We start from the raw sequence: 25614 nt of genomic DNA, 5'->3' as shown, positions 1-25614 counted from the left end.
TTTACGCGATCTCACCGCAGGAGCGGCTAAAGCCGCTTCTGCAAAGCTCGAGTTACCTGAAAACGCCATCCTTGTAGGGCGATCCCTACAACAAGTCTTCCATCCGGATGATGGCATTCTCTCAGCGCCCCCGATTTCCGGGGCTTTACGCGTCTTCTACGCTTTTGCCTACGCAGTCATTCCAACAAGAAGGTGCAGGGCATGAGCGAGGCGAATTCGAACGAGACGCTGGTCAGCTTCCGAGGTGTGCAGAAGAGCTACGACGGCGAATCGCTGATCGTCAAGGACCTCAACCTGGACATCCGCAAGGGCGAGTTCCTGACCCTGCTCGGCCCTTCCGGTTCGGGCAAGACAACCAGCCTGATGATGCTGGCAGGTTTCGAGACCCCCACCGCCGGTGAGATCCAGCTGGCCGGGCGCTCGATCAACAATGTGCCGCCGCACAAGCGCGATATCGGCATGGTGTTCCAGAACTACGCACTGTTCCCGCACATGACCGTGGCCGAGAACCTGGCCTTCCCGCTGACGGTGCGCAACCTCAGCAAGACAGACGTCAGCGAGCGGGTCAAGCGCGTGCTCGGCATGGTTCAGCTTGATGCCTTCGCCAAACGCTATCCCGGCCAGCTTTCCGGTGGCCAGCAGCAGCGCGTGGCGCTGGCACGCGCCCTGGTGTTCGAGCCGCAACTGGTGCTGATGGACGAGCCGCTTGGCGCCCTCGACAAACAGCTGCGTGAACACATGCAGATGGAGATCAAGCACATCCACCAGCGCCTGGGCGTGACCGTGGTCTACGTGACCCACGACCAGGGCGAAGCGCTGACCATGTCCGACCGGGTGGCGGTGTTCCATCAGGGCGAGATCCAGCAGATCGCCGACCCGCGCACCCTTTACGAAGAGCCTTGCAACACCTTCGTCGCCAACTTCATCGGTGAGAACAACCGCATCAACGGCACCCTGCTGGCCAGTGACGGTAATCGTTGCCAGGTGCAACTGGCCCGTGGCGAGCGGGTCGATGCGCTGGCGGTGAATGTCGGCCAGGCCGGTGACCCGGTGACCCTGTCGATCCGCCCCGAGCGGGTACGCTTGAACGGCCACAGCGAGAACTGCGTCAACCGCTTCTCCGGTCGTGTCGCCGAGTTCATCTACCTAGGTGACCACGTGCGGGTACGCCTGGAGGTCTGTGGCAAGGCCGATTTCTTCGTCAAGCAGCCGATCGCCGAGCTCGACCCGGCCCTGGCTGTGGGCGACGTGGTACCGCTGGGCTGGGAGGTGGAGCACGCCCGCGCGCTCGATCCGATTGCCGAGGCCCATTGATGGTTTGCTTCACCAACCCTGAACTGTGGAGAGAATAATAATGCGCAAGCAGTTGAAACTGACCGCCCTGGCCCTTGGCCTGTTCGCCGCCGGCCAGGCCATGGCGGCCGACCTGACCGTGATTTCCTTCGGCGGCGCCAACAAGGCGGCCCAGACCAAGGCGTTCTACGAGCCTTGGGAAAAGGCGGGCAAGGGCAAGATTGTCGCCGGGGAGTACAACGGCGAGATGGCCAAGGTCAAAGCCATGGTCGACACCAAGAGCGTCAGCTGGAACCTGGTCGAGGTGGAGTCGCCGGAGTTGGCCCGGGGTTGCGATGAAGGCATGTTCGAAGAGCTTGACCCCGCACTGTTCGGTAATGAAGGCGACTTCGTGCCCGGGGCCATTCAGCCGTGCGGCGTGGGCTTCTTCGTCTGGTCCACGGTGCTGGCCTACAACGCCGACAAACTCAAGAGCGCGCCTGCCAGTTGGGCCGATTTCTGGGACACCAAGAAATTCCCGGGCAAGCGCGGCCTGCGCAAGGGCGCCAAGTACACCCTCGAATTCGCCCTGATGGCTGACGGCGTCGCACCCAAAGAGGTGTACAAGGTGCTGGCCACCAAGGAAGGCCAGGACCGCGCCTTCAAGAAGCTCGACGAACTCAAGCCGAGCATCCAGTGGTGGGAAGCCGGTGCCCAGCCGCCGCAGTACCTGGCCTCGGGTGACGTGGTCATGAGCTCGGCATACAACGGTCGTATCGCCGCGGTGCAGAAGGAAAGCAACCTCAAGGTGGTGTGGAACGGCGGCATCTACGACTTCGATGCCTGGGCCATCCCGAAAGGCGCCAAGGATGCGGAGGAGGCGAAGAAATTCATTGCCTACACCGTCCAGCCCGAGCAGCAGAAGACTTACTCCGAGAACATTGCCTACGGCCCGGCCAACTCCAAGGCCGTCCCGCTGCTGGCCGACGCGGTGAAGAAGGACATGCCGACCACCCCTGAGAACATCGCCAACCAGGTGCAGATCGACGTGGCCTTCTGGGCCGACAACAGCGAACAGCTGGAGCAACGCTTCAACGCCTGGGCGGCGAAGAAGTAAACCATCTGGAGCCTTCATCGCCGGTAAGCCGGCTCCCATAAAACCTGTGCAGTACTTGTGGGAGCCGGCTTGCCGGCGATGGGCTGCGCAGCAGCCCCAATTTCAGCCTGTATCGCGGAGTTCGCCATGGCCATTGCAGTGCCCCTCAACGAAGGCGCGGGTAAAAGCCTCAAGCAGCGCCTCAAGCATGCCGAGCGGGTCAACCGCTGGAAGGCCCAGGCGTTGATCGCGCCGCTGGCGCTGTTTCTCCTGCTGGTGTTCCTGGTGCCGATCGCGGCGCTGTTGTACAAGAGCGTCGGCAACCCCGAGGTCGTCGCCGGCCTGCCGCGCACCGTCGAGGCAGTGGCGCAGTGGGATGGCAAGAGCCTGCCGGGTGAGGAGGTCTACAAGGCCCTGAGCCAGGACCTGGCCGAGTCTCGCAAGAACCAGACCCTGGGCGACCTTTCCAAGCGCCTGAACATGGAGCTGGCCGGCTACCGCAGCCTGTTGGCCAAGACCGCGCGGGCGCTGCCGTTCAAGGCCGAGCCTGCCTCCTATAAAGAAGCCTTGCAGACGCTCGACGAGCGCTGGGGCGATCCTGCCTACTGGCAGGCGATCCGTCGCAACACCAGCAGTGTCACGCCGTTCTACCTGCTGGCCGCGCTGGACCACCGTATCGACGACCTGGGCGAATTGGCCAAGGCCACCCCCGATCAGGCCATCTACCTGGACATCTTCGCTCGCACCCTGTGGATGGGGGTGGTGATCACCGTGATCTGCCTGGTGCTGGCGTATCCCCTGGCTTACCTGCTGGCCAACCTGCCGACCCGGCAGAGCAACCTGCTGATGATCCTGGTGCTGCTGCCGTTCTGGACCTCCATCCTGGTGCGGGTGGCTGCATGGATCGTGCTGTTGCAGTCAGGCGGGCTGATCAACAGTGCGCTGATGGCCGTGGGCATCATCGACCAGCCGCTGGAACTGGTGTTCAACCGTACCGGCGTGTACATCTCCATGGTGCACATCCTGCTGCCGTTCATGATCCTGCCGCTGTACAGCGTGATGAAAGGCATCTCGCCCAGCTACATGCGGGCGGCGATCTCCCTCGGCTGCCATCCGTTCGCCAGTTTCTGGCGGGTGTACTTCCCGCAGACCTACGCCGGTGTCGGCGCCGGCTGCCTGCTGGTGTTCATCCTGGCCATCGGCTACTACATCACCCCGGCGCTGCTGGGCAGCCCGAACGACCAGATGGTCAGCTACTTCGTCGCCTTCTACACCAACACCAGCATCAACTGGGGCATGGCCACCGCCCTGGGCGGGTTGTTGCTGCTGGCCACCGTGCTGCTGTACCTGATCTATAGCTGGCTGGTCGGCGCCAGCCGCCTGCGCCTGAGCTGAGGAGCCTTGTCATGCTGAGCCCTTACATGTCGCCCGTGGAGCGGGTGTGGTTCTACAGCCTGCGCATCCTGTGCGGCCTGATCCTGCTGTTCCTGGTGTTGCCGGTGCTGGTGATCATCCCGCTGTCGTTCAACAGCGGAAGCTTCCTGGTCTATCCCCTGCAAGGCTTTTCGTTGCACTGGTACCAGGACTTCTTCGCCTCCGCCGAATGGATGCGCGCCCTGAAGAACAGCATCATCGTTGCCCCGGCAGCCACGCTGCTGGCCATGGTGTTCGGCACCCTGGCGGCCATCGGCCTGACCCGTGGCGACTTCCCCGGCAAGTCGCTGGTGATGGCGCTGGTGATCTCGCCGATGGTGGTGCCGGTGGTGATCATCGGTGTGGCCAGCTACCTGTTCTTCGCGCCGTTGGGCATGGGTAACAGCTTCACCTCGCTGATCCTGGTGCATGCGGTGCTGGGTGTGCCGTTCGTGATCATCACCGTGTCGGCCACGCTGCAGGGGTTCAACTACAACCTGGTGCGGGCGGCGGCGAGCCTTGGGGCCTCGCCTCTACTGGCCTTCCGTCGGGTGACCTTGCCGTTGATCGCCCCTGGGGTGATCTCCGGTGCGCTGTTCGCCTTCGCCACGTCGTTCGATGAGGTGGTGGTGACCCTGTTCCTTGCCGGGCCCGAGCAGGCGACCCTGCCACGGCAGATGTTCAGCGGCATCCGCGAGAACCTGAGCCCGACCATCGCGGCGGCGGCCACCTTGTTGATCGCCTTCTCGGTGATCCTGCTGCTGACCCTGGAGTGGCTGCGTGGGCGCAGTGAAAAACTGAGGACCCAGCAGCCAGGTTGAATCTTCGGCGCGGGTGACGTAGGAGCGGGCTTGCCCCGCGATGGCATACCGAATTCGCGATCGCAATCGCGGGGCAAACCCGCTCCCGCGCCATCCGTTCGACCATCTGCTGCGCCGGCGTTGATACCAATCAGCCCCGATTCGCTTCCCTGAGTTACAATGCGCGCCACCGTGATTCTGCCCAACAGGTGCGCCATGCAGCCCTACGCTATTGCCCCCTCCATTCTGTCCGCCGACTTCGCCCGCCTGGGCGAGGACGTCGACAAGGTCCTGGCCGCCGGGGCCGACATCGTCCACTTCGATGTCATGGACAACCACTACGTGCCCAACCTGACCATCGGTCCGATGGTCTGCAGCGCCCTGCGCAAGTACGGCGTGACCGCACCCATCGACGTGCACCTGATGGTTAGCCCGGTCGACCGCATCATCGGTGACTTCATCGAGGCCGGCGCCACCTACATCACCTTCCACCCGGAAGCCTCGCAGCACATCGACCGCTCGCTGCAACTGATCAAGGACGGCGGCTGCAAGGCTGGCCTGGTGTTCAATCCGGCCACCAGCCTGGATGCGTTGAAGTACGTGATGGACAAGATCGACATGGTCCTGCTGATGAGCGTCAACCCGGGTTTCGGCGGCCAGAAGTTCATCCCCGGCACCCTCGACAAGCTGCGCGAAGCCCGTGCCCTGATCGACGCCAGCGGTCGTGACATCCGCCTGGAGATCGACGGTGGCGTGAACGTCAACAACATCCGCGAGATCACCGCCGCCGGCGCTGACACCTTCGTCGCCGGCTCGGCGATCTTCAATGCCCCGGACTACAAGGAAGTCATCGACAAGATGCGTGCTGAAATGGCGCTGGCACGCGCATGAGCGGCTTCGAGCAGCTGTTCCCGGGGACACTGCCCAGGCTGGTGATGTTCGATCTGGATGGCACCCTGATCGATTCGGTACCCGACCTGGCCGCAGCCGTCGACCAAACGCTGCTCGAACTCGGGCGACCGCCTGCAGGCCTTGAGGCCGTGCGCCACTGGGTCGGTAACGGTGCCCAGGTGCTGGTGCGCCGGGCGCTGGCCGGTGGTATCGACCACGCCGCAGTGGACGACGAACTGGCCGAGCGCGCGCTGGCGCTGTTCATGGAGGCCTATGCCGACAATCATGAACTCACCGTGGTCTACCCCGGTGTGCGCGACACCCTGCGCTGGTTGCGCAAGCAGGGTGTGGAAATGGCGCTGATCACCAACAAGCCCGAGCGCTTCGTTGCCCCTTTGCTCGACCAGATGAAGATCGGGCGCTACTTCCGCTGGATCATCGGCGGCGACACCCTGCCACAGAAGAAGCCCGACCCTGCGGCGCTGCTGTTTGTCATGAAAATGGCCGGCGTCAGCGCCGAGCAGGCGCTGTTCGTCGGCGATTCACGCAGCGACGTGCTGGCCGCCAAGGCCGCGGGGGTGCAGTGCGTCGGCCTGAGCTATGGCTACAATCATGGCCGCCCCATCGACGAGGAGTCGCCCAGCCTGGTGCTCAGCGACCTGCGCCTGCTGCTGCCCGGTTGCTTAGTCACCGACACTGGGATAACGTTGGCGGACCTTCAAGCCCCGCAAAGCAGAGACAACGACGTGGTGGTTACTGGCAAATTCTGGATGAAAGTCATCAAGGCCCTGGCCCGCTGGCGCTGGCGCGCCTGACTCCCGCCCGCCGGCGCCTGCCGGTACATCCGTTTGCCCGACCCCATTGCTGCTTGCCCCGAGGCTACACATGACCCGCGAAGAATTCCTGCGCCTGGCCGCTGCCGGCTACAACCGCATCCCCCTGGCCTGCGAAACCCTGGCTGACTTCGACACGCCGCTGTCGATCTACCTGAAACTGGCTGACCAGCCCAACTCCTACCTGCTCGAGTCCGTGCAAGGTGGCGAGAAGTGGGGCCGCTACTCGATGATCGGCTTGCCGTCGCGCACCGTCATGCGTGTGCATGGCTACCATGTGAGCATCCTGCAGGATGGCGTCGAGGTCGAAAGCCACGACGTCGAAGACCCGCTGGCTTTCGTCGAGGCGTTCAAGGACCGTTACAAGGTCGCTGACATCCCAGGCTTGCCGCGCTTCAATGGTGGCCTGGTCGGTTACTTCGGCTACGACTGCGTGCGCTATGTGGAAAAACGCCTGGGTGCCAGCCCGAACCCCGATCCGCTTGGCGTGCCGGATATCCTGCTGATGGTCTCCGACGCGGTGGTGGTGTTCGACAACCTGGCCGGCAAGATGCACGCGATCGTGCTGGTCGATCCGGCCGAAGAACAAGCGTTCGAGCAGGGCCAGGCCCGCCTGCAAGGTTTGCTGGACACCCTCCGCCAGCCGATCACCCCGCGGCGCGGCCTGGACTTGAGCGGGCCGCAGGCGGCCGAGCCCGAGTTCCGCTCCAGCTACACCCGTGACGACTACGAAAGTGCGGTGGGCCGGATCAAGGAATACATCCTGGCCGGCGACTGCATGCAGGTGGTGCCGTCCCAGCGCATGTCCATCGACTTCAAGGCCGCGCCCATCGACCTTTACCGGGCGCTGCGTTGCTTCAACCCGACGCCGTACATGTACTTCTTCAATTTCGGCGACTTCCATGTGGTCGGCAGCTCGCCGGAAGTGCTGGTGCGGGTCGAAGACAACCTGGTGACCGTGCGCCCGATCGCCGGTACCCGCCCGCGTGGCGCCACCGAAGAAGCCGACCGGGCCCTGGAAGACGACCTGCTGTCGGACGACAAGGAAATCGCCGAGCACCTGATGCTGATCGACCTCGGGCGCAACGACGTGGGCCGTGTATCGTCCACCGGCAGTGTGCGCCTGACCGAGAAGATGGTGATCGAGCGTTACTCGAACGTCATGCATATCGTGTCCAACGTCACTGGTCAGCTGCGGGAAGGCCTGACCGCCATGGACGCACTGCGGGCGATCCTGCCGGCCGGCACCCTGTCGGGTGCGCCGAAGATCCGCGCGATGGAAATCATCGATGAGCTCGAACCGGTCAAGCGCGGTGTCTACGGTGGCGCGGTGGGCTATTTTGCCTGGAATGGCAACATGGATACCGCCATCGCCATCCGCACTGCGGTGATCAAGGACGGCGAACTGCATGTGCAGGCCGGTGGCGGCATTGTCGCCGACTCGGTGCCGGCGCTGGAGTGGGAAGAGACCATCAACAAGCGCCGGGCGATGTTCCGTGCGGTGGCGCTGGCCGAGCAGAGCTGCTCCAAGTAGATTGATCGGGGCCGCAACGCGGCCCCGACAAATCAGAAGTCCAGGCTCAATGCCACGCTCACTCCCTGCTGGCGCAACTCATCACTCTTGCGCCAGTTGTAGTTCCCCCGCAGGTTCAATCCCGGCACCAGTTCATGGCTCACCCCCAGGCTGGCCCGCGTCAGGTTGCTGTGTGGTGTATAGCCGGTGAGGGTGAAGTCGTTTGCCGGCAGGCTGGTCAGATGCATGCGCAGGTCCTGCTGGTCATCCTCGAACTCATGCTCGCGGGCCACCTCGGCGAACAGCTTTGTCGTCGGCAGCACTTGCACGCTACCCAGCAGGCCGGCTCCGAGCCGGCGTGACGTACGTTCCTGGTCGTCGAAACCGAGCGCTGTGGAGCGGCCGCTCTTCTCGTCGTAGCCATCGACCTTGACCCGCGCGTAGTCGGCACTGATGAACGGCGCCAGTTGCCAGTGGCTGCTCTCGGGCGCCAGGTTGTAGCCCACCCGGCCGGTGACGGCCCAGGCCTCGCCATCGGTGTCGCCTTTCTCGCTGCGGTCGTTCACACCCAGGGCGAAGGTGCGCTTGAGGTCGCGGTAATCCAGGTGACCGGCGGTCAATGCCGCATCGGCCCACCAGCGATCCTGGCGGTACTGGGCGAAGGCGCTGGCCAGGTAGCTGTCGAGCTTGTAGTCCGAGTCATCCTGGCCCGCCTCGAGTTTTTGCCGGTACACGCCGGCCGCCAGCCCCACGCGCCAGGCGTCGTCGAGCCGGTAGCTGCCGCCGAGGGTCAGGTTGTAACCGCGCCCGTCACCACTGGCGGCGCTGCGCTGGCTGCCGAAGTCCAGGTCCTGGCCGCCGGTGGCGACGAAGGCCTGCCATTGACCGACGGCCTGCCAGGGTGTTTGCCACTGGTTGCGCAGTTCATCCTGGTGGGCGCGGATACTGGCGTGGGCGATTTCCGGGAGCAGGGTCAGTTCCCACGGCGCGGCCAGGATCGAATAGGCATAGTCGGCGATCAGCTGCTGGCCGGCGATGGTCGGGTGTACCGAGTCGTTGAACAGCAGCCGGGTCGGGTCCGGGGTAGTACCGTTCAGCCCGTAGACCGGGTTGCCCACGCAGCCGTCGCCGCTGTAGCAGGTGCCGACCAGGTTCTGGTCGGCGGCCAGGCCGAACTGGGCGGGGCTGGTGAGGGCCTCTTGCAGCAGGGTTGGGATGTTGAGCGGAATGATCTCGGCGTTGATCTGCCCCAGCTGGCTGACCAATGACTGGTTGAACACGCCGGACAGCTGCGACAGCGGTCCTTGCTGGGGGGTGCCGCTGAAGTTCGGTGTCTGTCCCAGGTCTGGCAGCAGCCAGACCATGATGTAACGCGCGCCGCCCTGTTGCAGCGCCTGGGCGCTGGCCGCCAGGCGGGCACCTGCTGCGGCTGCGGTCGCGGGGCTGTTGACCAGGCCTTGGAGGAAGTCGTTGCCGCCACCGGTCAGGTAGTACAGGGCATTGGGGTCGGCGCGCAGGCCGTTGGCCAGGTAACCGTCACGCTCGCGCAGGACCACCCCCGCGCCAGGGCGCCCGGGCGGGATGACGGCTTTCGAGGTGTCGGTGATCGAGTCGAGGATCTGCTGGGTGGTGTAGCCGCCCACGGCCCAGTTGTTGCCGTCGGGCGTGCCTTGCAACTGGTTGGTGAGTGATGTCGATGGTCCCAGGGCAGTTCCCGAAAAGCCCAACCTGCCCCCCAGGATCATCGGCGAGACGGGCGCGTAGTTGCCATCGGCATCGCGGTTGGTGAAACGCATGCCTGGCGTGCCGCCGGTCAGGTCGGGAAACTGCCCGGCATCACTGAGGCTGTCGCCAAAGACGATGAGCGATGAATAAGGGGAGGGGCCGGCCATCGCCTGGCTGCAAGCCAGGGCGAGGATGCCGAGGGCGGAGTACAGGAAGGGAGTCTTGCGCATGCATGAATATCCTTTTCGTTGTTTTTATCGAAGCAAGCCGCATGACCTTAGCAAATCGCCGGTCTTCGCCCACCATCGCATTGGTTTCCCAGTGTTTACGGGCGTATTGCGCCCGTCGCCCCGGTAGGCTACTGTGCCCTGACGTATGAACGAGACCTACCCCGTGTTGATCGTCAGCAAACTCTTGATGCGCGTTATCAAGGCCGTCGCCCGTTGGCGTTGGCGCGCCTGACTTTATCTCTTGCCGGCATGCCCGGCCCGCTCCTGTTTGCCTTCCCTTCGCTTTAACCGCCGCCCACCGCGGAATTTTCCCGCGCCCACGGCAGCAGGGAAGGCTCGAATCAAAAGTCAGTATTCAAGAGGTTCGTTCCAGATGTTACTGATGATCGACAATTACGACTCCTTCACCTACAACGTCGTGCAGTACCTCGGCGAGCTCGGTGCCGAGGTCAAGGTCATTCGCAATGACGAAATGACCATCGCCCAGATCGAAGCCCTGAACCCCGAACGCATCGTCGTCTCCCCGGGCCCCTGCACGCCGAGCGAAGCGGGTGTGTCCATCGAGGCCATCCTGCATTTTGCCGGCAAGCTGCCGATCCTCGGCGTGTGCCTGGGTCACCAGTCCATCGGCCAGGCCTATGGCGGTGACGTGGTGCGTGCCCGCCAGGTGATGCACGGCAAGACCAGCCCGGTGTTCCACCGCGACCTGGGTGTGTTCTCGGGCCTGAACAACCCGCTCACCGTGACCCGCTACCACTCCTTGGTGGTCAAGCGCGACACGTTGCCCGACTGCCTGGAAGTGACCGCCTGGACCGCGCATGAAGACGGCTCCGTCGACGAGATCATGGGCCTGCGTCATAAAACCCTGAACGTGGAGGGGGTACAGTTCCACCCGGAATCCATCCTCACCGAGCAGGGACACGAGCTGTTCGCCAACTTCCTCAAGCAGACCGGCGGACGCCGTTAAGGACCGATCATGGAAATCAAGACCGCTTTGAGCCGCATTGTCGGCCACCTGGACCTGTCCACAGAGGAAATGCGCGACGTCATGCGCCAGATCATGACCGGCCAGTGCACCGAGGCGCAGATCGGCGCCTTCCTCATGGGCATGCGCATGAAGAGCGAGAGCATCGACGAGATCGTCGGCGCGGTGTCGGTGATGCGTGAGCTGGCCGACAAGGTCGAGCTCAAGACCCTCGACGGCGTGGTCGACATCGTCGGCACCGGCGGCGACGGCGCCAACATCTTCAACGTGTCCACCGCCTCGGCCTTCGTGCTGGCGGCTGCGGGCTGCACGGTGGCCAAGCACGGCAACCGCGCCGTTTCCGGCAAGAGCGGCAGCGCCGACCTGCTGGAAGCCGCCGGCATCTACCTGAACCTGACCCCGGTGCAGGTGGCCCGCTGCATAGACAGCCTCGGCATCGGCTTCATGTTCGCCCAGACCCACCATACCGCGATGAAGCACGCCGCCGGCCCGCGTCGCGAGCTGGGGCTGCGTACCTTGTTCAACATGCTCGGCCCGCTTACGAATCCGGCCGGTGTGAAGCACCAGGTGGTCGGCGTCTTCACCCAGGCCCTGTGCCGCCCATTGGCCGAAGTGCTGCAGCGCATGGGCAGCAAGCATGTGCTGGTGGTGCACTCCAAGGATGGCCTGGACGAGTTCAGCCTGGCTGCGCCAACCTTTGTCGCTGAACTGAAGAACGGCCAGATCACCGAGTATTGGGTCGAGCCGGAAGACCTCGGCATGAAAAGCCAGAGCCTCCATGGCCTGGCGGTCGAGGGCCCGCAGGCCTCGCTGGAACTGATCCGCGATGCCCTGGGCCGACGCAAGACCGAGAACGGCCAGAAGGCCGCCGAGATGATCGTGCTCAACGCTGGCGCGGCGCTGTATGCCGCTGATCACGCGATGACCCTGGCCCAGGGTGTCGAGCTGGCTCACGATGTCCTGCACACCGGCTTGGCCTGGGAAAAACTCCAGGAACTGGGCGCCTTTACCGCGGTATTCAAGGTGGAGAACGAAGCATGAGTGTACCGACGGTGCTGGAAAGGATCATCGCCCGCAAGTTCCAGGAAGTGGCCGAGCGCAGCGCGCGGGTCAGCCTGGGCGAGCTCGAGCGCCTGGCCAAGGTGGCCGATGCCCCGCGTGGCTTTGCCAATGCCCTGATCGAGCAGGCCAGGCGCAAGCAGCCGGCGGTCATCGCCGAAATCAAGAAGGCTTCGCCGAGCAAGGGCGTGATCCGCGAAAACTTCGTGCCGGCGGAAATTGCCGTCAGCTACGAGAAGGGTGGCGCGACCTGTCTGTCGGTGCTGACCGACGTGGACTACTTCCAGGGCGCTGACATCTACCTGCAGCAGGCGCGTGCCGCCGTTTCGCTGCCGGTGATCCGCAAGGACTTCATGGTCGATCCTTATCAGATCGTCGAGGCCCGCGCCCTGGGTGCCGACTGCGTGCTGTTGATTGTGTCGGCGCTGGACGACGTGAAGATGGCCGAGTTGGCGGCCACGGCCAAGGACGTCGGCCTCGACGTGCTGGTCGAAGTGCATGACGGCGATGAACTGGAGCGTGCGCTGAAGACCCTCGACACACCGCTGGTCGGGGTCAACAACCGTAACCTGCACACCTTCGAGGTCAGCCTGGAGACCACCCTCGACCTGCTGCCGCGCATCCCGCGTGACCGTCTGGCGATTACCGAAAGCGGCATCCTCAACCGGGCCGATGTCGAGCTGATGGAAATCAACGAGGTATATTCCTTCCTGGTCGGCGAGGCGTTCATGCGCGCGGAGCAGCCAGGGTTGGAGCTGCAGCGGTTGTTCTTCCCCGAACAGGTGAAGAAGACCGTTCAGCAACTGGACTGATCGAACAGAGAGCCGGCATCGTTTGCCGGCTTTTTTGTATTCGAGAGCTTTATCGCGGGGCACCGTCCCAACGTGGGAGCGGGCTTGCCCCGCGATGAGGGCGGTGAACATCACATCAAAGGTGGATCAATGACCGATCAACCCCTGGCCCTTACCGTCGAACAGGGTCTGCACGCCGAACAGGACCTGCTGGCCGCCGTCTGCCGCGGCGAACGCGAATCCGGCGTGCTGTTCTGGCGCCCGACCGACCATGCCCTGGTCATGCCCCGACGCATGAGCCGCCTGGACAACTTCGAGGCCGCCTGTGCGGAACTTGCGATTGCCGGTTGGCCGGTGCTGCTGCGCGAAACCGGCGGCGAGCCTGTGCCGCAATCCCATGCAGCCGTGAACGTGGCACTGGTCTATGCTGCGCCGCGCAGCGAAGGCGACCATGGCCGCATCGAGAACGCCTACGAGCGTCTGTGCCTGCCGCTGTGCGATGTCTTGCGCGAATGGGGCGGAGTCGCCTCGGTGGGCGAGATCGACGGCGCCTTCTGTGATGGCCGCTACAACGTCAATCTCAATGGCCGCAAGCTGGTCGGCACGGCCCAGCGCTGGCGCCAGGGCCTGGGCGGCAAGCGCCCGGTGGTGCTGGTACATGGAGCGTTGCTGCTGGACAACGAACGCGAATCGATGGTGGCGGCGGTCAATCGCTTCAATGAATGCTGCGAACTGGAGCAGCGCTGCCGCGCCGACAGCCATATCGCCCTGCACGAAGTGGCGCCCGCCGCGCCGTGGTTCGAGCGTCTGAACCAGGCCTATGCGCAAGTGCTCGCGGCGCTACCTACGGACTAGGGTCTGTACGAAATTTGTCTGCGCGAAGGCCAGACAAGGCGAAACGGGGGGAGGAAGCGGAATGTACTGGAGTACATGAGCATTCCGAGCCCCGTTTCAACGCAGTATGGGCGAGTGCAGATACATTACGTACAGAGCCTAGCGGGTGCCGTAGACCACCATGGTCTTACCCTTGACCTGCACCAGGCTGCGTTCCTCGAGGTCCTTGAGGACGCGGCCGACCATCTCCCGTGAACAACCGACGATACGACCGATCTCCTGGCGGGTGATCTTGATCTGCATGCCATCGGGGTGGGTCATGGCATCAGGCTGCTTGCACAGGTCGAGCAGGCAGCGGGCGACGCGGCCGGTGACGTCGAAGAACGCCAGGTCGCCAACCTTGCGCGTGGTGTTGCGCAGGCGCTGGGCCATCTGGCTACCCAGGGCATAGAGGATGTCCGGCTCCAGACGCGCCAGCTCCCGAAACTTATCGTAACTGATCTCGGCCACTTCGCACTCGGTCTTGGCGCGGACCCAGGCGCTGCGCTGATGTTCCTGGCCGACCGGTTCGAACAGCCCCAGCTCGCCGAAGAAGTCACCGCTGTTGAGGTAGGCGATGATCATCTCGTGGCCGTCGTCGTCCTCGATCAGGATGGTCACCGAACCCTTGATGATGAACGACAAGGTCTCGGCCCGGTCACCGGCGCAGATGATGTTGCTCTTGGCGGCGTAGCGGCGGCGTTGGCAGTGGGCCAGCAGCTTGTCGATGTTCTTGATCTTGGGTGGCAGGGCTGAGGAGACCATCACGAAATCCTGTTCGATGCGACGCATTGACTTTTTATAGAGGCTGCCTGGCAGTACGCGCCAGTCATTTGGCGCCAGCTTATCAGACGCTTCAACTTGAATCGGCACAAAAGCGACGCGGCTTGAGCTTTTCCGACAGCCTCGCAAGGTCTAAGCTGACACCCTTTTACGAGATCGGGAGTCCGGATAGATGAAGGCACGCATCCAGTGGGCCGGTGAAGCGATGTTCCTTGGCGAGTCGGGGAGTGGCCACGTCGTGGTCATGGACGGCCCGCCCGAAGCCGGAGGCCGCAACCTGGGCGTGCGCCCGATGGAAATGCTCCTGCTTGGCCTGGGTGGCTGCAGCAGCTTCGACGTGGTCAGCATCCTCAAGAAATCCCGCCAGGCCGTGGAAAGCTGCGAAGCCTTCCTCGAAGCCGAGCGCGCCGGTGAAGACCCCAAGGTGTTCACCAAGATCCACATGAACTTCGTGGTCAAAGGGCGAGGGCTGAAAGAGGCGCAGGTCAAGCGCGCAGTGGAACTGTCGGCCGAGAAGTACTGCTCGGCGTCGATCATGCTCGAGCGTGCCGGTGTGGAGATCACCCACGGTTACGAAATCGTCGAACTCGGTTGATCGAAGGCAGCGCCTGCCGGTCAGGCGCTTTGCTTGTGCAGGCGTTCGACACCTAGCAGCAACGCGAGCCCCGGGATCAGCGCAAGCACCAGCCAGGGCGTATTCACCCCGAGCAGGATGAGGATTTCGCTGCTGCTCCAGGTGGTGCCGAAGTGTTCGGCAAACACCTGGCACTGCAGCCACGCAGCCAGCGTGCCAGCGAGCACGAACGTGCCGCTCAGCAGTTGGCGGCTGGCTAAAAACACGCTGAGCAGCAGGAACAGCAATTGCGCGGGCAGTGTGCCGAGCATCAGCTCAGCGGTGCTGTTGCTGTCAGGGTCGGTAAGCGTCGGCAGTTCCAGGCTGAAAGTGCTGTGCCCGACACTGGCGACCATCAGACAAACGAACAGATAGGCGACCGGGATCAGGCCAAGGCCCTGCAGCAGCCGGGTGAGCGATCGTCCCATGTTCAGCGACGCAATGCCGGCAGCAGTTGCAACAGGCGTTCGGGTAGCTGTGCCCGAAGCTGCTCGCTCAATGCCTCACGTCGCTTCTGGTACAGCATGCCGAGACCGATCACGCCGAGGCCGATCAAGGTCAGTATGACCGGGAACAGCAGGGAGTCGGCGAACACCTCGTAGGACAGATAGCCCAGATAGGCCGCCACCCCCATCGCTCCGAACACCATGAACACGGGGCGGCGCAGCAGGACGGCCAGGCACATCAGTCCCAGGTTGATCAGGCAGTACAGCGCCTTGCCCCACTCGCTGCCGCTGTCCGTCAGCGTCAGCCCGCCCCAGAACGCCGCCAGGCCGGCGAGATAGCCCCAGAAGGCATAGTCCCGGCGGGTGCGTCCGTCGATCACCAGAAATACCAGCAGCAGGCCCAGGCCGAACCACAGAGAGACCGTGCGCCGTTGCTCCCAGCTGAACAGGTCGCCATGGAACCACTCGCTCAGGTCCATGGACATGAACCACAGGGCCACCGCGATCGGCATGACGATGAAAGGGAAGGGAATCAGGCGCAGCATCAGCAGTCCAGCCAGTACCGTCGCTGCCTCCATCGCCAACCAGCCACCCTGCACGTAGGTGTAGTACTGGTGGTAGTCGCCCTGGGCGTCGTCCAGCGGCCACCAGCCTGCCAGGCGCTCGATAGCGAACACCGCCAGCGGCACGATGCTGACCGCCACGGCGGCCAGCACGCCGGCGGCGACAGGCTGGTTGCGTCGTTGCAGCGACAGGGCGAACAGGGTGATTCCGGCGATGTAGAGCAGGGCGATGGCCAGCAGTGCACCGTCGCCTATACGCATCCAGGCCTCGGTGAGCAACCAGCCCATGGCACCCATGATCAACAGTGCGCCGAAGTAGAACGCCACATGGGCCAGCTGGAAGCTGGCGCGGCTTTCCGGCTGCTGGCGCAGGAAGGCCAGCAAGGCCTGGTCCTGCCCCGGGTGCAGCACGCCGGCGCTTACGGCGCGTGCCAGGTCCCTGGCGTCGAAACGTTCCATGGTGCACGTCTCAGATTCGGTAGGTGCTCTTGGTCATGACCTTGGCCAGCAGGCTCATGCCAAATCGCACGGGCGCGGGGAAGCGGTAGCCGCCGGCTTCCAGCGCGGACTCGGCATGGTGTTCCTCGTCTACGCGCATCTGTTCGAGGATGGCGCGGGACTTGCCGTCGTTCTCGGGGATCTGCTCAAGGTGCTCGTCCAGGTGCTTGCACACCTGATGCTCGGTGGCGGCGACGAAGCCCAGGCTGACCTTGTCGCTGACCAGCCCGGCGAGGGCGCCGATGCCGAACGACAGGCCGTAGAATACCGGGTTGAGCACGCTGGGGTGGCTGTTGAGCTGGCGAATACGCTGCTCGCACCAGGCCAGGTGGTCGATTTCTTCTTCGGCCGCATGCTCCATGGCCTTGCGTACCTGGGGCAGCTTGGCGGTCAGGGCTTGGCCCTGGTACAGCGCCTGGGCACAGACTTCGCCGGTGTGGTTGATGCGCATCAGGCCGGCGATATGGCGGGACTGCTGCTCATCGAGCTCGGCGTCCGGCTGGACGATGGCCGGCGAGGGGCGGGCGGGTTGGCCGCTGAAGGGCAGCAAGGTGCGCATGGCAGTATCGGCCTGCAGCAACAAGCGGTCGAGCGGCGAGTAGTGACGTTCGGTAGCCATCGGGCACCTCCGCTGAAGTGATGCCCGACAGTCTACCTCAATCCCCTTGGGCGGGCTTGCCTTGGATCAGCCAGGTGGCCAGTTCATCTGGCGCTGGCCAAGCACGTGCATGTGGATGTGGTAGACGGTCTGGCCGCCTTTCGGGTTGCAGTTCATGACCACGCGGAAGCCTTCCTCGCAGCCCTGCTCGACGGCCAGGCGCTGGGCGGTGAACAGGATATGGCCGGCCAGGGCCTTGTCCTCTTCGGTCAGGTCGTTGAGGGTGCGGATGTGTTTTTTCGGAATGACCAGAAAATGCACAGGTGCCGCTGGGGCAATGTCCTTGAAGGCCAGGATCTGGTCATCTTCGTAGATGATATCCGCCGGGATTTCCCGGTTGATGATTTTGAGGAATAGATCGTCCACAGCACGTGCTCCATGGTGAGTGTCGGGGCTGAGTGTACTGAGCCCGACGCTGCTCGCCCAGTGGCTATTCCATGCCGACCGGGCAGTAGCGCCGATGGATAACGCCGGCCAGCTTGCGCGCCAACCAGCGCGGTAGCAGGCGTGGGGCGAAGGCCAGCCAGCGGTTGCGCCTGCCGGGCAGGATCAGGGCGCGGTTCTTGTCCAGGGCGCGCACCGCATACAAGGCGATTTCCTCGGGGCTCAGGCAGCGGGTGTTGCCTTCCAGCCGGGGAATGCGACGTCTGGCTGAGCGCACCGGTCCCGGGCACAGCACCGACACCTTGATCCCGGTGCGTTTCAGCTCTTCGCGCAATGCCTCGGAAAAACTCAGCACATAGGCCTTGCTGGCCGCGTAGGCGGCCATCCACGGCCCGGGGGCGACGCCGGCAAGTCCCGCGACATTGAGGATCTGCCCGCCACCCTGGATCGCCATCAGGTTGCCGATGGCATGGCACAGGCGACTGAGCGCGAGGATGTTGACCTCGAGCAGGTCCTGCTCATCGGCCCATTCATGCGCCAGGAATGGCCCGTAGGTGCGCTGCCCCGCGCAGTTGACCAGAAGGTCGATACGCCGCTCGCCTTCCTCCAGCTCGAGCACGAAGCCCGAAAGGCGCAAGGGTTGGCTGAGGTCGCAGGCACGGAACAGCACTTCCACGCCAAAGCGTTGGGTGAGTTCGATGGCCACCGGCTCCAGCGTTTCACGCTGGCGTGCCACCAGGATCAGGTTGCGCCCGCGCCGCGCCAGAGCCTCCGCCAGGGCCAGGCCCAGGCCGCTGGAAGCACCAGTGATCATGGCGTAACGGGTCATGCAAGGCTCCTGGGGCGAAAGGGGCGCCTAGTGTACAGCGTGGCCGTTTTGCTACAAGGCGTTGCTGCGCAGCTGCTGGCTGCGTTCGAGGGCCGCTCGGTATTCGTCCTGCAAGCGCGCGATCAGGTCACCGGCAGTGGGCAGGTCATGGATTTCGCCGACACCCTGGCCGGCCGACCATACCGTCTTCCAGGCCTTGGCTTCCTCGTCCAGCGGCTTGAGCTTACCGGCCTCGTGGTTGCTCTTGAGCGCGGCCAGGTCGTAACCGGCCTGTTCGAGGCTCTGGCGCAGGAAGCTGGCGGGGATGCCGGACACCGCCGGGGTATGCACGATATCGGCCGCACCCGCGCCCAGGATCATCTGTTTGTAGGCGTCCTGGGCCTGGCTCTCGCGGGTGGCGATGAAGCGTGTGCCCATGTAGCCCAGGTCCGCCCCCAGCAATTGTGCGGCCAGCAGTTCGTGGCCATGGTTGAGGCAGCCCGCCAGCAGCAGGGTCTTGTCGAAGAACTGGCGGATCTCCGCAACCAGGGCGAACGGGCTCCAGGTGCCGGCATGGCCCCCGGCGCCGGCCGCCACGGCAATCAGCCCGTCGACACCTGCCTCTGCGGCCTTTTCGGCGTGGCGGCGGGTGGTCACGTCATGGAACACCAGGCCGCCATAGCCGTGCACCGCGTCGACCACCTCCTTCACCGCGCCAAGGCTGGTGATGACGATGGGGACCCGATGCTCGACGCACAGTGCGAGGTCGGCCTGTAGACGCGGGTTGCTCGGATGCACGATGAGATTGACCGCATAGGCAGCGGGTGCCTGCAGTTCGGCCAGCCCTGCTTCGATCTCCTCCAGCCAGGCCTTGAACCCTGCACTGTCACGCTGGTTCAGGGCCGGGAAGCTGCCCACCACGCCATTGGCGCAGCAGGCCAGCACAAGCCGGGGGTTGGAGATCAGGAACATCGGCGCCGCGACCAGAGGCAAGCGCAGGTGTTTTGCGAGCGAGGCGGGCAGGGACATGGCGAAACTCCTGTAGGCGGGTGGATATCGTCAGAACGGTTTGACCACCACGAGGATTACGACGCCCAGCAGCATCAGTACCGGTGCTTCGTTGAACCAGCGGTAGTAAACGTGGCTGCGGGTGTTGGTGCCGGCGGCGAAGCGTTTGCGCTGGGCGCCGCACATGTGATGGTAGACGGTGAGCAGCGCGACCAGGGTGAGCTTGGCGTGCAGCCAGCCCTGGCTCAGCCAGCCGGGGTTCAGGTACAGCATCCAGCCGCCGAACACATAGGTGGCGATCATCGCCGGGTTCATGATGCCCCGGTACAGCTTGCGCTCCATGGTGACGAAGCGCTCGAGGCTGATGCTGTCCTGGCTTTGGGCGTGATAGACGAACAGCCGTGGCAGGTAGAACAGGCCGGCGAACCAGCAGACCACGCTGACGATATGCAGCGCCTTGATCCATAGATAGAGCATGGGGAGTTCCTTCAGGTTTTCACGGTCGTCAGATAGTAGAGGCCAAGGGGCCGAAGGGTCATCCCAAGAGTTGTTACAGGCGCCTTGGCCCCCTATTATCGTGCGCTTTCCAGTGGTCTCGTTGATAAGGGGCAAGCGTCATGATCAAGGTCGGTATCGTCGGCGGCACGGGTTACACCGGTGTCGAACTGCTGCGTCTGCTGGCGCAGCATCCACAGGCCGAAGTGGCGGTCATCACTTCGCGCTCCGAGGCGGGCGTGGCGGTTGCCGACATGTATCCGAACCTGCGGGGCCACTACGACGGCCTGGCGTTCAGCGTTCCGGACAGCAAGACCCTGGCGGCCTGCGATGTGGTGTTCTTCGCCACGCCCCACGGTGTCGCCCACGCCTTGGCCGGTGAGCTGCTGGCCGCCGGGACCAAGGTCATCGACCTGTCCGCCGACTTCCGCCTGCAGGACGCTGTCGAGTGGGGCAAGTGGTACGGCCAGCCCCATGGTGCACCAGAACTGCTCAAGGATGCGGTCTACGGCTTGCCCGAGGTGAATCGCGAGAAGATCCGCCAGGCGCAGCTGATCGCAGTGCCGGGTTGCTACCCGACCGCCACCCAGCTCGGCTTCCTGCCCCTTCTGGAGGCTGGCCTGGCCGATCCGTCGCGCCTGATCGCCGACTGCAAGTCGGGCGTCAGTGGCGCCGGGCGTGGCGCTGCGGTAGGTTCGCTGTTCTGCGAGGCTGGGGAAAGCATGAAGGCCTACGCGGTCAAGGGGCATCGTCACCTGCCGGAGATCAGCCAGGGCCTGCGCCAGGCAGCCGGCAAGGACATCGGCCTGACCTTCGTGCCGCACCTGACGCCGATGATCCGCGGCATCCATGCCACGCTCTATGCGACGGTCGCCGACACTTCTGTCGACCTGCAGGCGCTGTTCGAGAAGCGCTATGCCAATGAACCGTTCGTCGACGTGATGCCCGCCGGCAGCCACCCGGAAACCCGCAGCGTGCGCGGTGCCAACGTCTGCCGCATCGCCGTGCACCGGCCGCAGGGCGGTGACCTGGTGGTGGTGCTGTCGGTGATCGATAACCTGGTCAAGGGCGCGTCAGGCCAGGCGGTGCAGAACCTCAACATCCTGTTCGGCCTGGATGAACGCATGGGCCTGTCCCACGCGGGCCTGCTGCCGTAAGCCAGCGTACGTTGCCAAGTCCCGCCGTGTGCGGGCCTTTTTCGTGGGGCCGACTAAAGCCGCACAATTCTTGACCGATTTTCTCGGACAAGCGGATAATACGCCCCATCGAGTTTTATGGCGGCACTGCGCCGGGAGAATCAACATGAGCGTCGAATCCTTCACCCCCACGGCTTTGGAGTTCACCCCCGGGGCTGCGCACAAGGTGAAGACCTTGGTCAGCGAAGAGGGCAACGACCGGCTGAAGCTGCGTGTGTTCGTGACCGGCGGCGGTTGCTCGGGCTTCCAGTACGGCTTCACCTTCGATGAGGACGTGGCCGATGACGACACCATCGTCGAGCGCGAAGGCGTCGCGCTGGTCGTCGACCCGATGAGCTACCAGTACCTGGCCGGCGCCGAGGTGGATTACCAGGAGGGCCTGGAAGGCTCGCGCTTCGTGATCAAGAATCCGAACGCCACCACCACCTGCGGTTGCGGTTCGTCGTTCTCGATCTGATCGGGTCGGGCATAAAAACGCCGCGCATTTGCGCGGCGTTTTGCATTCAGGCGGGGTAGATCGCGCCGAGGATGCGCAGGCCTATGGCGGCGGTCACACTCGGCCGATTGGCGGGAATGCCTTCCAGGCAACAGTGGGCCAGCCAGGCGAAGGCCATGGCCTCTACCCAGTCGGGGTCCACGCCATGCGCGGCGGTGCTGGCAACCTTTGCCCCAGGCAGCAGGGCGGCCAGGCGAGCCATCAGGACGCCGTTGCGGGCGCCACCACCGCAGACCAGCAGGGCTTCAGTCCCTGACTGAGCCTGGCGTAGCGAGTCGATGATGGTGTGGGCCGTCAGCTCCAGCAGCGTGGCTTGGACGTCTTCGTCGCGATAAGCGGGTAGCCGGGCCAGGTGGGCATCCAGCCACGGCAGGTTGAATACCTCGCGCCCGGTGCTCTTCGGGCCGCTGCCAGCGAAGAACGGATCGCTCAGCAGCGCCTTCAACAGATCGTTCTGCACGCAGCCGCTGGCCGCCCAGGCGCCGTTGGCATCAAAGGCCTGGCCTTGCTTGCGCTCGATCCAGGCATCCAGCAACACATTGCCCGGCCCGCAGTCGAAACCATGTACCGGTTGATCCCGCTCGATCAGGCTGAGGTTGCTGAAGCCGCCTACGTTGAGGATCGCCAGGTTGTGGCCAAGATGGCCGAACAAGGCTTCGTGAAATGCCGGTACCAGGGGGGCGCCCTGGCCGCCTGCCGCCACGTCGCGGCGGCGGAAGTCGCCCACTACGCAGATGCCGGTGAGCTCGGCCAGCAGGGCCGGGTTGCCGATCTGCACGGTGAAGCCGCGAGCCGGTTCATGGCGAACGGTCTGGCCGTGGCTGCCGATGGCGCGAATGGCCTCGGGTGCCAGCCCTTGAGCGTTCAGCAAGTTGTTGATGCCTTGGGCGGCCAGCGTGGCCCAGCGATTCTCTGCCAGGGCGGCACGCGCGATCTCATCGGGGCCGCTGGCGCAGAGGCCGAGCAGGTCCTGGCGCAGGTCGACGGGCATGGGGATGTAGTGGGTGGCGAGCAGCCGCAGCTGCTCGTCTTGCTCGATCAGGGCGATGTCCAGGCCATCGAGGCTGGTGCCGGACATCACCCCCAGGTAGAGCGCCATGGGCTCAGCGCTTGTTGGCTGCGAGCAGAGTGGCCTTTTCCTGATCCATGCGGGCGATCAGGGGCTGGCTCTGCTGGTTGAAGCGCTGGCGCTCGGCCTTGGCGATCGGATCGGCCATCGGCACCTTCTGGCTCAGTGGGTCGACGTGCACGCCATTGACCTGGAACTCGTAGTGCAGGTGCGGACCGGTCGAAAGGCCGGTGGTGCCGATGTACCCGATGATCTGCCCCTGCTTGACGCTGGAGCCGGTCTTGATGCCCTTGGCGAAGCCCTGCATGTGGCCATAGAGCGTCTTGTAAGAATTGCCGTGGGCGATGATCACGGTGTTACCGTAGCCGCCACGGCGGCCGGCGAGCTCGATGCGACCATCGCCTGCAGCCTTGATCGGCGTGCCGCGTGGCGCGGCGTAGTCCACGCCCTTGTGCGCGCGGATCTTGTTGAGGATCGGGTGCTTGCGGCCGGCGGAGAACCGCGAGCTGATGCGGGCGAAATCCACCGGGGTGCGGATGAACGCCTTGCGCAGGCTGTTGCCGTCGGCGGTGTAGTAGTTGGTGTTGCCCTGCTTGTTGCTGTAGCGCACGGCGGTGTAGGTCTTGCCGCGGTTGGTGAAGCGGGCGGAGAGGATGTTGCCGGTGCCGACCACCTTGCCGTCCATCATCTTCTGCTCGTAGACCACGTCGAATTCGTCGCCCGGGCGGATGTCCTGGGCGAAATCGATGTCGTAGCCGAGGATACGCGCCATGTCCATGGTCATGCTGTGGGACAGGCCGGCGCGCTGGGCGGAGGCGGACAGCGAGCTCTTGATCACGCCATGGGCGTAGGTAGTGCGCACCACCGGCTTGCTGACCTCGCGCTCGAAGGCGAAGCCCTTGTCGGTGCGGTTCAGGCGGATGGTCTCGAGGTTGCTGACCTTGCTGTGCAGGCTTGCCAGCTGACCGTCCTTGTCCAGCTCGAATTGCAGCACCTGGCCATGCTTGAGCTGGCTGAACTGCTTGGCCTGCTTGTTGCTGGCCAGCACGTCGTGAACGACGTTGGCAGGCAGGCCGACCTTGTTGAACAAGGTCGAGAGCGTATCGCCGCGGCTGACGACCACTTCGCGGTGACCCGGGGCCTTGTCCTCCGGTTTGGCCGCAGGGGCTGGAGCGGGTTCCGCCTTGGCCGTTTCGGGTTCTGCACCTTCGATCTGGGCGAAGGGCGAGTCGCTGTTCTGCTCGGCCTGTACCAGCGGGGCGCCGCGGGACTCGTCCTTGAGCTGTTCGGCCGGGCTTTCCAGCTCCAGGCTGAGGGTGGTTTTCTTGGCTTCCACTTCGCTGGACGGGAATACCAGCAAAGCCAGACTGAGAAGGGCGGCGATGCCGCTGGCGGCCAACAGATGGCTTTTCGGATAAAGCGGGGGCGCTTTAGGCGTTTCGTTGGTCATAGGTAAGGTGACTTTGAAAAAGGTGAAATGGAAAAGATGAATGACATGATGAAGATGAAATAACTGTATAAAATATAACCAAATCCATTCTCACGCAAGGGCGCATAGACGTTGCGGTGCGCCGTTCGGGTCACAATCCGTTGCGAAACTTGTATTTGATGGCCGATCTTGTATGGTTGGCTCCCCTTGAATCCTAGCGTTGCGGGTCTGTCTATGAAGTCGGTTGAAGAGCAGCTGGCGCTTATCAAGCGCGGTGCGGAAGAGGTATTGGTCGAGTCGGAACTGGTGGAGAAGCTCAAGCGCGGCCAGCCGCTGCGCATCAAGGCGGGCTTCGACCCAACCGCGCCCGACCTGCACCTGGGGCACACGGTGCTGATCAACAAGCTGCGTCAGTTCCAGGAGTTGGGCCACCAGGTCATCTTCCTGATCGGCGACTTCACCGGCATGATCGGCGACCCCAGCGGCAAGAGCGCTACTCGCCCGCCACTGACCCGCGAGCAGGTGCTGGACAACGCCGAGACCTACAAGCAGCAGGTCTTCAAGATTCTCGACCCGGCGAAGACCGAGGTGGCGTTCAACTCCACCTGGATGGACACGCTCACGCCTGCCGACTTTATTCGTCTGGCCTCGCAGTACACCGTGGCGCGCATGCTCGAGCGCGATGACTTCGACAAGCGCTACACCACCAACCAGCCAATCGCGATCCATGAGTTTCTCTATCCGCTGGTCCAGGGTTACGACTCCGTCGCCTTGAAGGCCGATGTCGAGCTGGGTGGCACCGACCAGAAGTTCAACCTGCTGATGGGGCGCGAGCTGCAGCGCGCCTATGGCCAGGAGGCGCAGAGCATCGTCACCATGCCGCTGCTTGAAGGGCTGGATGGCGTGAAGAAGATGTCCAAGTCGCTGGGCAATTATGTCGGCATCCAGGAAGCCCCTGGGGTGATGTATAGCAAGCTTGTGTCGATTCCCGATACCTTGATGTGGCGTTACTTCGAGCTGCTGAGCTTCCGTTCGATGGAAGAGATCGATCAGTTCCGGGCGGATGTCGAGAACGGTGCCAACCCGCGTGACATCAAGATCAAGCTGGCCGAGGAAATCGTGGCGCGTTTCCATGGTGAAGAGGCCGCGGCCAATGCGCACCGTGCTGCGGGTAACCGCATGAAGGAAGGCGAGCTGCCAGAAGACCTGCCGGAGATCGAAGTGGCCGCTGCTGAAAATCTGCCTATCGCCGCCGTGCTGAACCGGGCTGGCCTGGTGAAGAACTCGGCGCAGGCGCGGGATCTGCTCGGCGCTGGCGCGGTCAAGGTGGATGGTGAGGTGATCGACCGTGACTTCATGTTTGTGCTCGGCGCGACCCACGTGTGCCAGGCGGGCAAGAAGGCGTTTGCTCGGGTTACCCTCAAGGCTGAGTGATTGCCTGCAGGTGTAGCTATATAGAAGCGGGGAGGCCGGTAGGCCTCCCCGCTTTTGTTTTAGCGCTGCTTACTATAGGTGTCAGGATGGTAGGGCGTCGGCGAGCACCTGGTGCGATCTTTTTGATTTTTATGAAATTAACGGTTGACGGGCTTTCAGATCCCCTTATAATGCGCCCCACTTCCAGCGACATCGGAACGAAAAACTCCTTGAATATCAATGAGTTGATCGATCAAGAGGGTTGCGGAGGTGC

26 protein-coding genes are annotated in these 25614 nt (G+C 63.8%); 15 read left to right on the top strand and 11 right to left on the bottom strand.

Going from position 1 to position 25614, the window contains the following annotated elements; all coding sequences use genetic code 11:
* Positions 1-201 precede the first annotated feature (201 nt).
* The 7 genes from OH705_RS08505 to trpE all read left to right on the top strand — a co-directional run bounded on the left by OH705_RS08505 (position 202) and on the right by trpE (position 7839).
* Positions 202-1314, top strand: coding sequence for an ABC transporter ATP-binding protein (locus tag OH705_RS08505; protein WP_046857370.1), 1113 nt, complete (start codon positions 202-204; stop codon positions 1312-1314).
* Positions 1315-1354: 40 nt separating this feature from the next.
* Positions 1355-2389 carry an ABC transporter substrate-binding protein gene (locus OH705_RS08500; RefSeq protein ID WP_023630660.1) on the top strand — a complete coding sequence of 345 codons (1035 nt, stop codon included), beginning with the start codon at positions 1355-1357 and terminating at the stop codon, positions 2387-2389.
* 126 nt (positions 2390-2515) lie between these two features.
* Entirely contained in the window at positions 2516-3763 is a 1248-nt protein-coding gene (locus OH705_RS08495) for an ABC transporter permease (protein WP_094011460.1), read from the top strand.
* A gap of 11 nt (positions 3764-3774) precedes the next feature.
* A complete protein-coding gene (locus OH705_RS08490) occupies positions 3775-4602 on the top strand; it encodes an ABC transporter permease (protein WP_023630658.1) in 828 nt (275 codons plus the stop codon).
* 195 nt (positions 4603-4797) lie between these two features.
* Positions 4798-5472, top strand: a complete 675-nt coding sequence (gene rpe / locus OH705_RS08485) for a ribulose-phosphate 3-epimerase (protein ID WP_031315131.1) — start codon at positions 4798-4800, stop codon at positions 5470-5472.
* Positions 5469-6287 (top strand): phosphoglycolate phosphatase, encoded by an 819-nt coding sequence (locus tag OH705_RS08480; RefSeq protein ID WP_094011459.1) that lies wholly within the window; start codon positions 5469-5471, stop codon positions 6285-6287. Before rpe ends, OH705_RS08480 begins: the two co-directional genes overlap by 4 nt.
* 70 nt (positions 6288-6357) lie before the next feature.
* On the top strand, positions 6358-7839 hold the full coding sequence (gene trpE / locus OH705_RS08475) for an anthranilate synthase component I (protein ID WP_094011458.1): 1482 nt from the start codon (positions 6358-6360) through the stop codon (positions 7837-7839).
* Between the two features lie 32 nt (positions 7840-7871).
* Here the strand turns inward: trpE and estP are convergent, their stop codons facing one another.
* A complete protein-coding gene (estP, locus tag OH705_RS08470; protein WP_094011457.1) occupies positions 7872-9773 on the bottom strand; it encodes an esterase EstP in 1902 nt (633 codons plus the stop codon).
* A gap of 373 nt (positions 9774-10146) precedes the next feature.
* Between estP and OH705_RS08465 the strand changes: the two genes are divergently transcribed.
* From OH705_RS08465 to OH705_RS08450, 4 genes are all read left to right on the top strand, one after another.
* Entirely contained in the window at positions 10147-10740 is a 594-nt protein-coding gene (locus OH705_RS08465; protein WP_023629300.1) for an aminodeoxychorismate/anthranilate synthase component II, read from the top strand.
* A gap of 9 nt (positions 10741-10749) precedes the next feature.
* Positions 10750-11799, top strand: a complete 1050-nt coding sequence (trpD, locus tag OH705_RS08460; RefSeq protein ID WP_094011456.1) for an anthranilate phosphoribosyltransferase — start codon at positions 10750-10752, stop codon at positions 11797-11799.
* Positions 11796-12629 (top strand): indole-3-glycerol phosphate synthase TrpC, encoded by an 834-nt coding sequence (trpC, locus tag OH705_RS08455; protein WP_023629302.1) that lies wholly within the window; start codon positions 11796-11798, stop codon positions 12627-12629. Before trpD ends, trpC begins: the two co-directional genes overlap by 4 nt.
* A gap of 129 nt (positions 12630-12758) precedes the next feature.
* A complete protein-coding gene (locus tag OH705_RS08450; protein WP_267301834.1) occupies positions 12759-13463 on the top strand; it encodes a lipoate--protein ligase family protein in 705 nt (234 codons plus the stop codon).
* 138 nt (positions 13464-13601) lie between these two features.
* Here the strand turns inward: OH705_RS08450 and crp are convergent, their stop codons facing one another.
* Positions 13602-14246 carry a cAMP-activated global transcriptional regulator CRP gene (gene crp, locus OH705_RS08445; RefSeq protein WP_267301833.1) on the bottom strand — a complete coding sequence of 215 codons (645 nt, stop codon included), beginning with the start codon at positions 14244-14246 and terminating at the stop codon, positions 13602-13604.
* Between the two features lie 190 nt (positions 14247-14436).
* On the opposite strand from crp, the gene OH705_RS08440 reads away from it, so the two are divergent.
* Positions 14437-14859 (top strand): OsmC family protein, encoded by a 423-nt coding sequence (locus OH705_RS08440; RefSeq protein WP_023532673.1) that lies wholly within the window; start codon positions 14437-14439, stop codon positions 14857-14859.
* 20 nt (positions 14860-14879) lie between these two features.
* Here OH705_RS08440 and OH705_RS08435 read toward each other — a convergent pair whose 3' ends face one another.
* The 7 genes from OH705_RS08435 to hemJ form a co-directional block, all read right to left on the bottom strand.
* Positions 14880-15305 (bottom strand): hypothetical protein, encoded by a 426-nt coding sequence (locus OH705_RS08435; RefSeq protein WP_267301832.1) that lies wholly within the window; start codon positions 15303-15305, stop codon positions 14880-14882.
* Between the two features lie 2 nt (positions 15306-15307).
* Positions 15308-16345, bottom strand: a complete 1038-nt coding sequence (locus tag OH705_RS08430; RefSeq protein ID WP_267301831.1) for a DUF2157 domain-containing protein — start codon at positions 16343-16345, stop codon at positions 15308-15310.
* 10 nt (positions 16346-16355) lie between these two features.
* Entirely contained in the window at positions 16356-17003 is a 648-nt protein-coding gene (gene coq7 / locus OH705_RS08425; protein WP_023629307.1) for a 2-polyprenyl-3-methyl-6-methoxy-1,4-benzoquinone monooxygenase, read from the bottom strand.
* A 66-nt stretch (positions 17004-17069) separates the two neighbouring features.
* A complete protein-coding gene (locus tag OH705_RS08420) occupies positions 17070-17408 on the bottom strand; it encodes a histidine triad nucleotide-binding protein (protein WP_003255518.1) in 339 nt (112 codons plus the stop codon).
* Positions 17409-17472: 64 nt separating this feature from the next.
* Entirely contained in the window at positions 17473-18255 is a 783-nt protein-coding gene (locus OH705_RS08415) for an SDR family NAD(P)-dependent oxidoreductase (RefSeq protein WP_023629308.1), read from the bottom strand.
* Between the two features lie 51 nt (positions 18256-18306).
* On the bottom strand, positions 18307-19263 hold the full coding sequence (locus OH705_RS08410; protein ID WP_094011452.1) for an NAD(P)H-dependent flavin oxidoreductase: 957 nt from the start codon (positions 19261-19263) through the stop codon (positions 18307-18309).
* 30 nt (positions 19264-19293) lie between these two features.
* Positions 19294-19719 carry a protoporphyrinogen oxidase HemJ gene (hemJ, locus tag OH705_RS08405; protein WP_023629310.1) on the bottom strand — a complete coding sequence of 142 codons (426 nt, stop codon included), beginning with the start codon at positions 19717-19719 and terminating at the stop codon, positions 19294-19296.
* A gap of 140 nt (positions 19720-19859) precedes the next feature.
* Here hemJ and argC point away from each other — a divergent pair, with 140 nt between their 5' ends.
* The gene (gene argC / locus OH705_RS08400) at positions 19860-20894 is read left to right on the top strand and encodes an N-acetyl-gamma-glutamyl-phosphate reductase (RefSeq protein WP_023629311.1); all 1035 of its coding nucleotides are present in this window, start codon (positions 19860-19862) and stop codon (positions 20892-20894) included.
* A gap of 145 nt (positions 20895-21039) precedes the next feature.
* Entirely contained in the window at positions 21040-21390 is a 351-nt protein-coding gene (gene erpA, locus OH705_RS08395; RefSeq protein WP_023629312.1) for an iron-sulfur cluster insertion protein ErpA, read from the top strand.
* A gap of 46 nt (positions 21391-21436) precedes the next feature.
* Here erpA and OH705_RS08390 read toward each other — a convergent pair whose 3' ends face one another.
* Both OH705_RS08390 and OH705_RS08385 read right to left on the bottom strand, forming a co-directional pair.
* Positions 21437-22528, bottom strand: a complete 1092-nt coding sequence (locus OH705_RS08390; protein ID WP_023629313.1) for an anhydro-N-acetylmuramic acid kinase — start codon at positions 22526-22528, stop codon at positions 21437-21439.
* 4 nt (positions 22529-22532) lie between these two features.
* Positions 22533-23948 (bottom strand): peptidoglycan DD-metalloendopeptidase family protein, encoded by a 1416-nt coding sequence (locus tag OH705_RS08385; protein ID WP_267301826.1) that lies wholly within the window; start codon positions 23946-23948, stop codon positions 22533-22535.
* A 213-nt stretch (positions 23949-24161) separates the two neighbouring features.
* Between OH705_RS08385 and tyrS the strand changes: the two genes are divergently transcribed.
* Complete coding sequence (tyrS, locus tag OH705_RS08380; protein ID WP_023629315.1) at positions 24162-25361, top strand: tyrosine--tRNA ligase; 1200 nt, start codon at positions 24162-24164, stop codon at positions 25359-25361.
* Positions 25362-25614: the final 253 nt, after the last annotated feature.

Source organism: Pseudomonas sp. BJa3, assembly GCF_026343815.1.
GTDB classification, from domain to species: domain Bacteria; phylum Pseudomonadota; class Gammaproteobacteria; order Pseudomonadales; family Pseudomonadaceae; genus Aquipseudomonas; species Aquipseudomonas soli.
The sequence above is the reverse complement of the archived record's forward strand: the minus strand, read 5'-3'. Positions and strand labels throughout refer to the sequence as shown.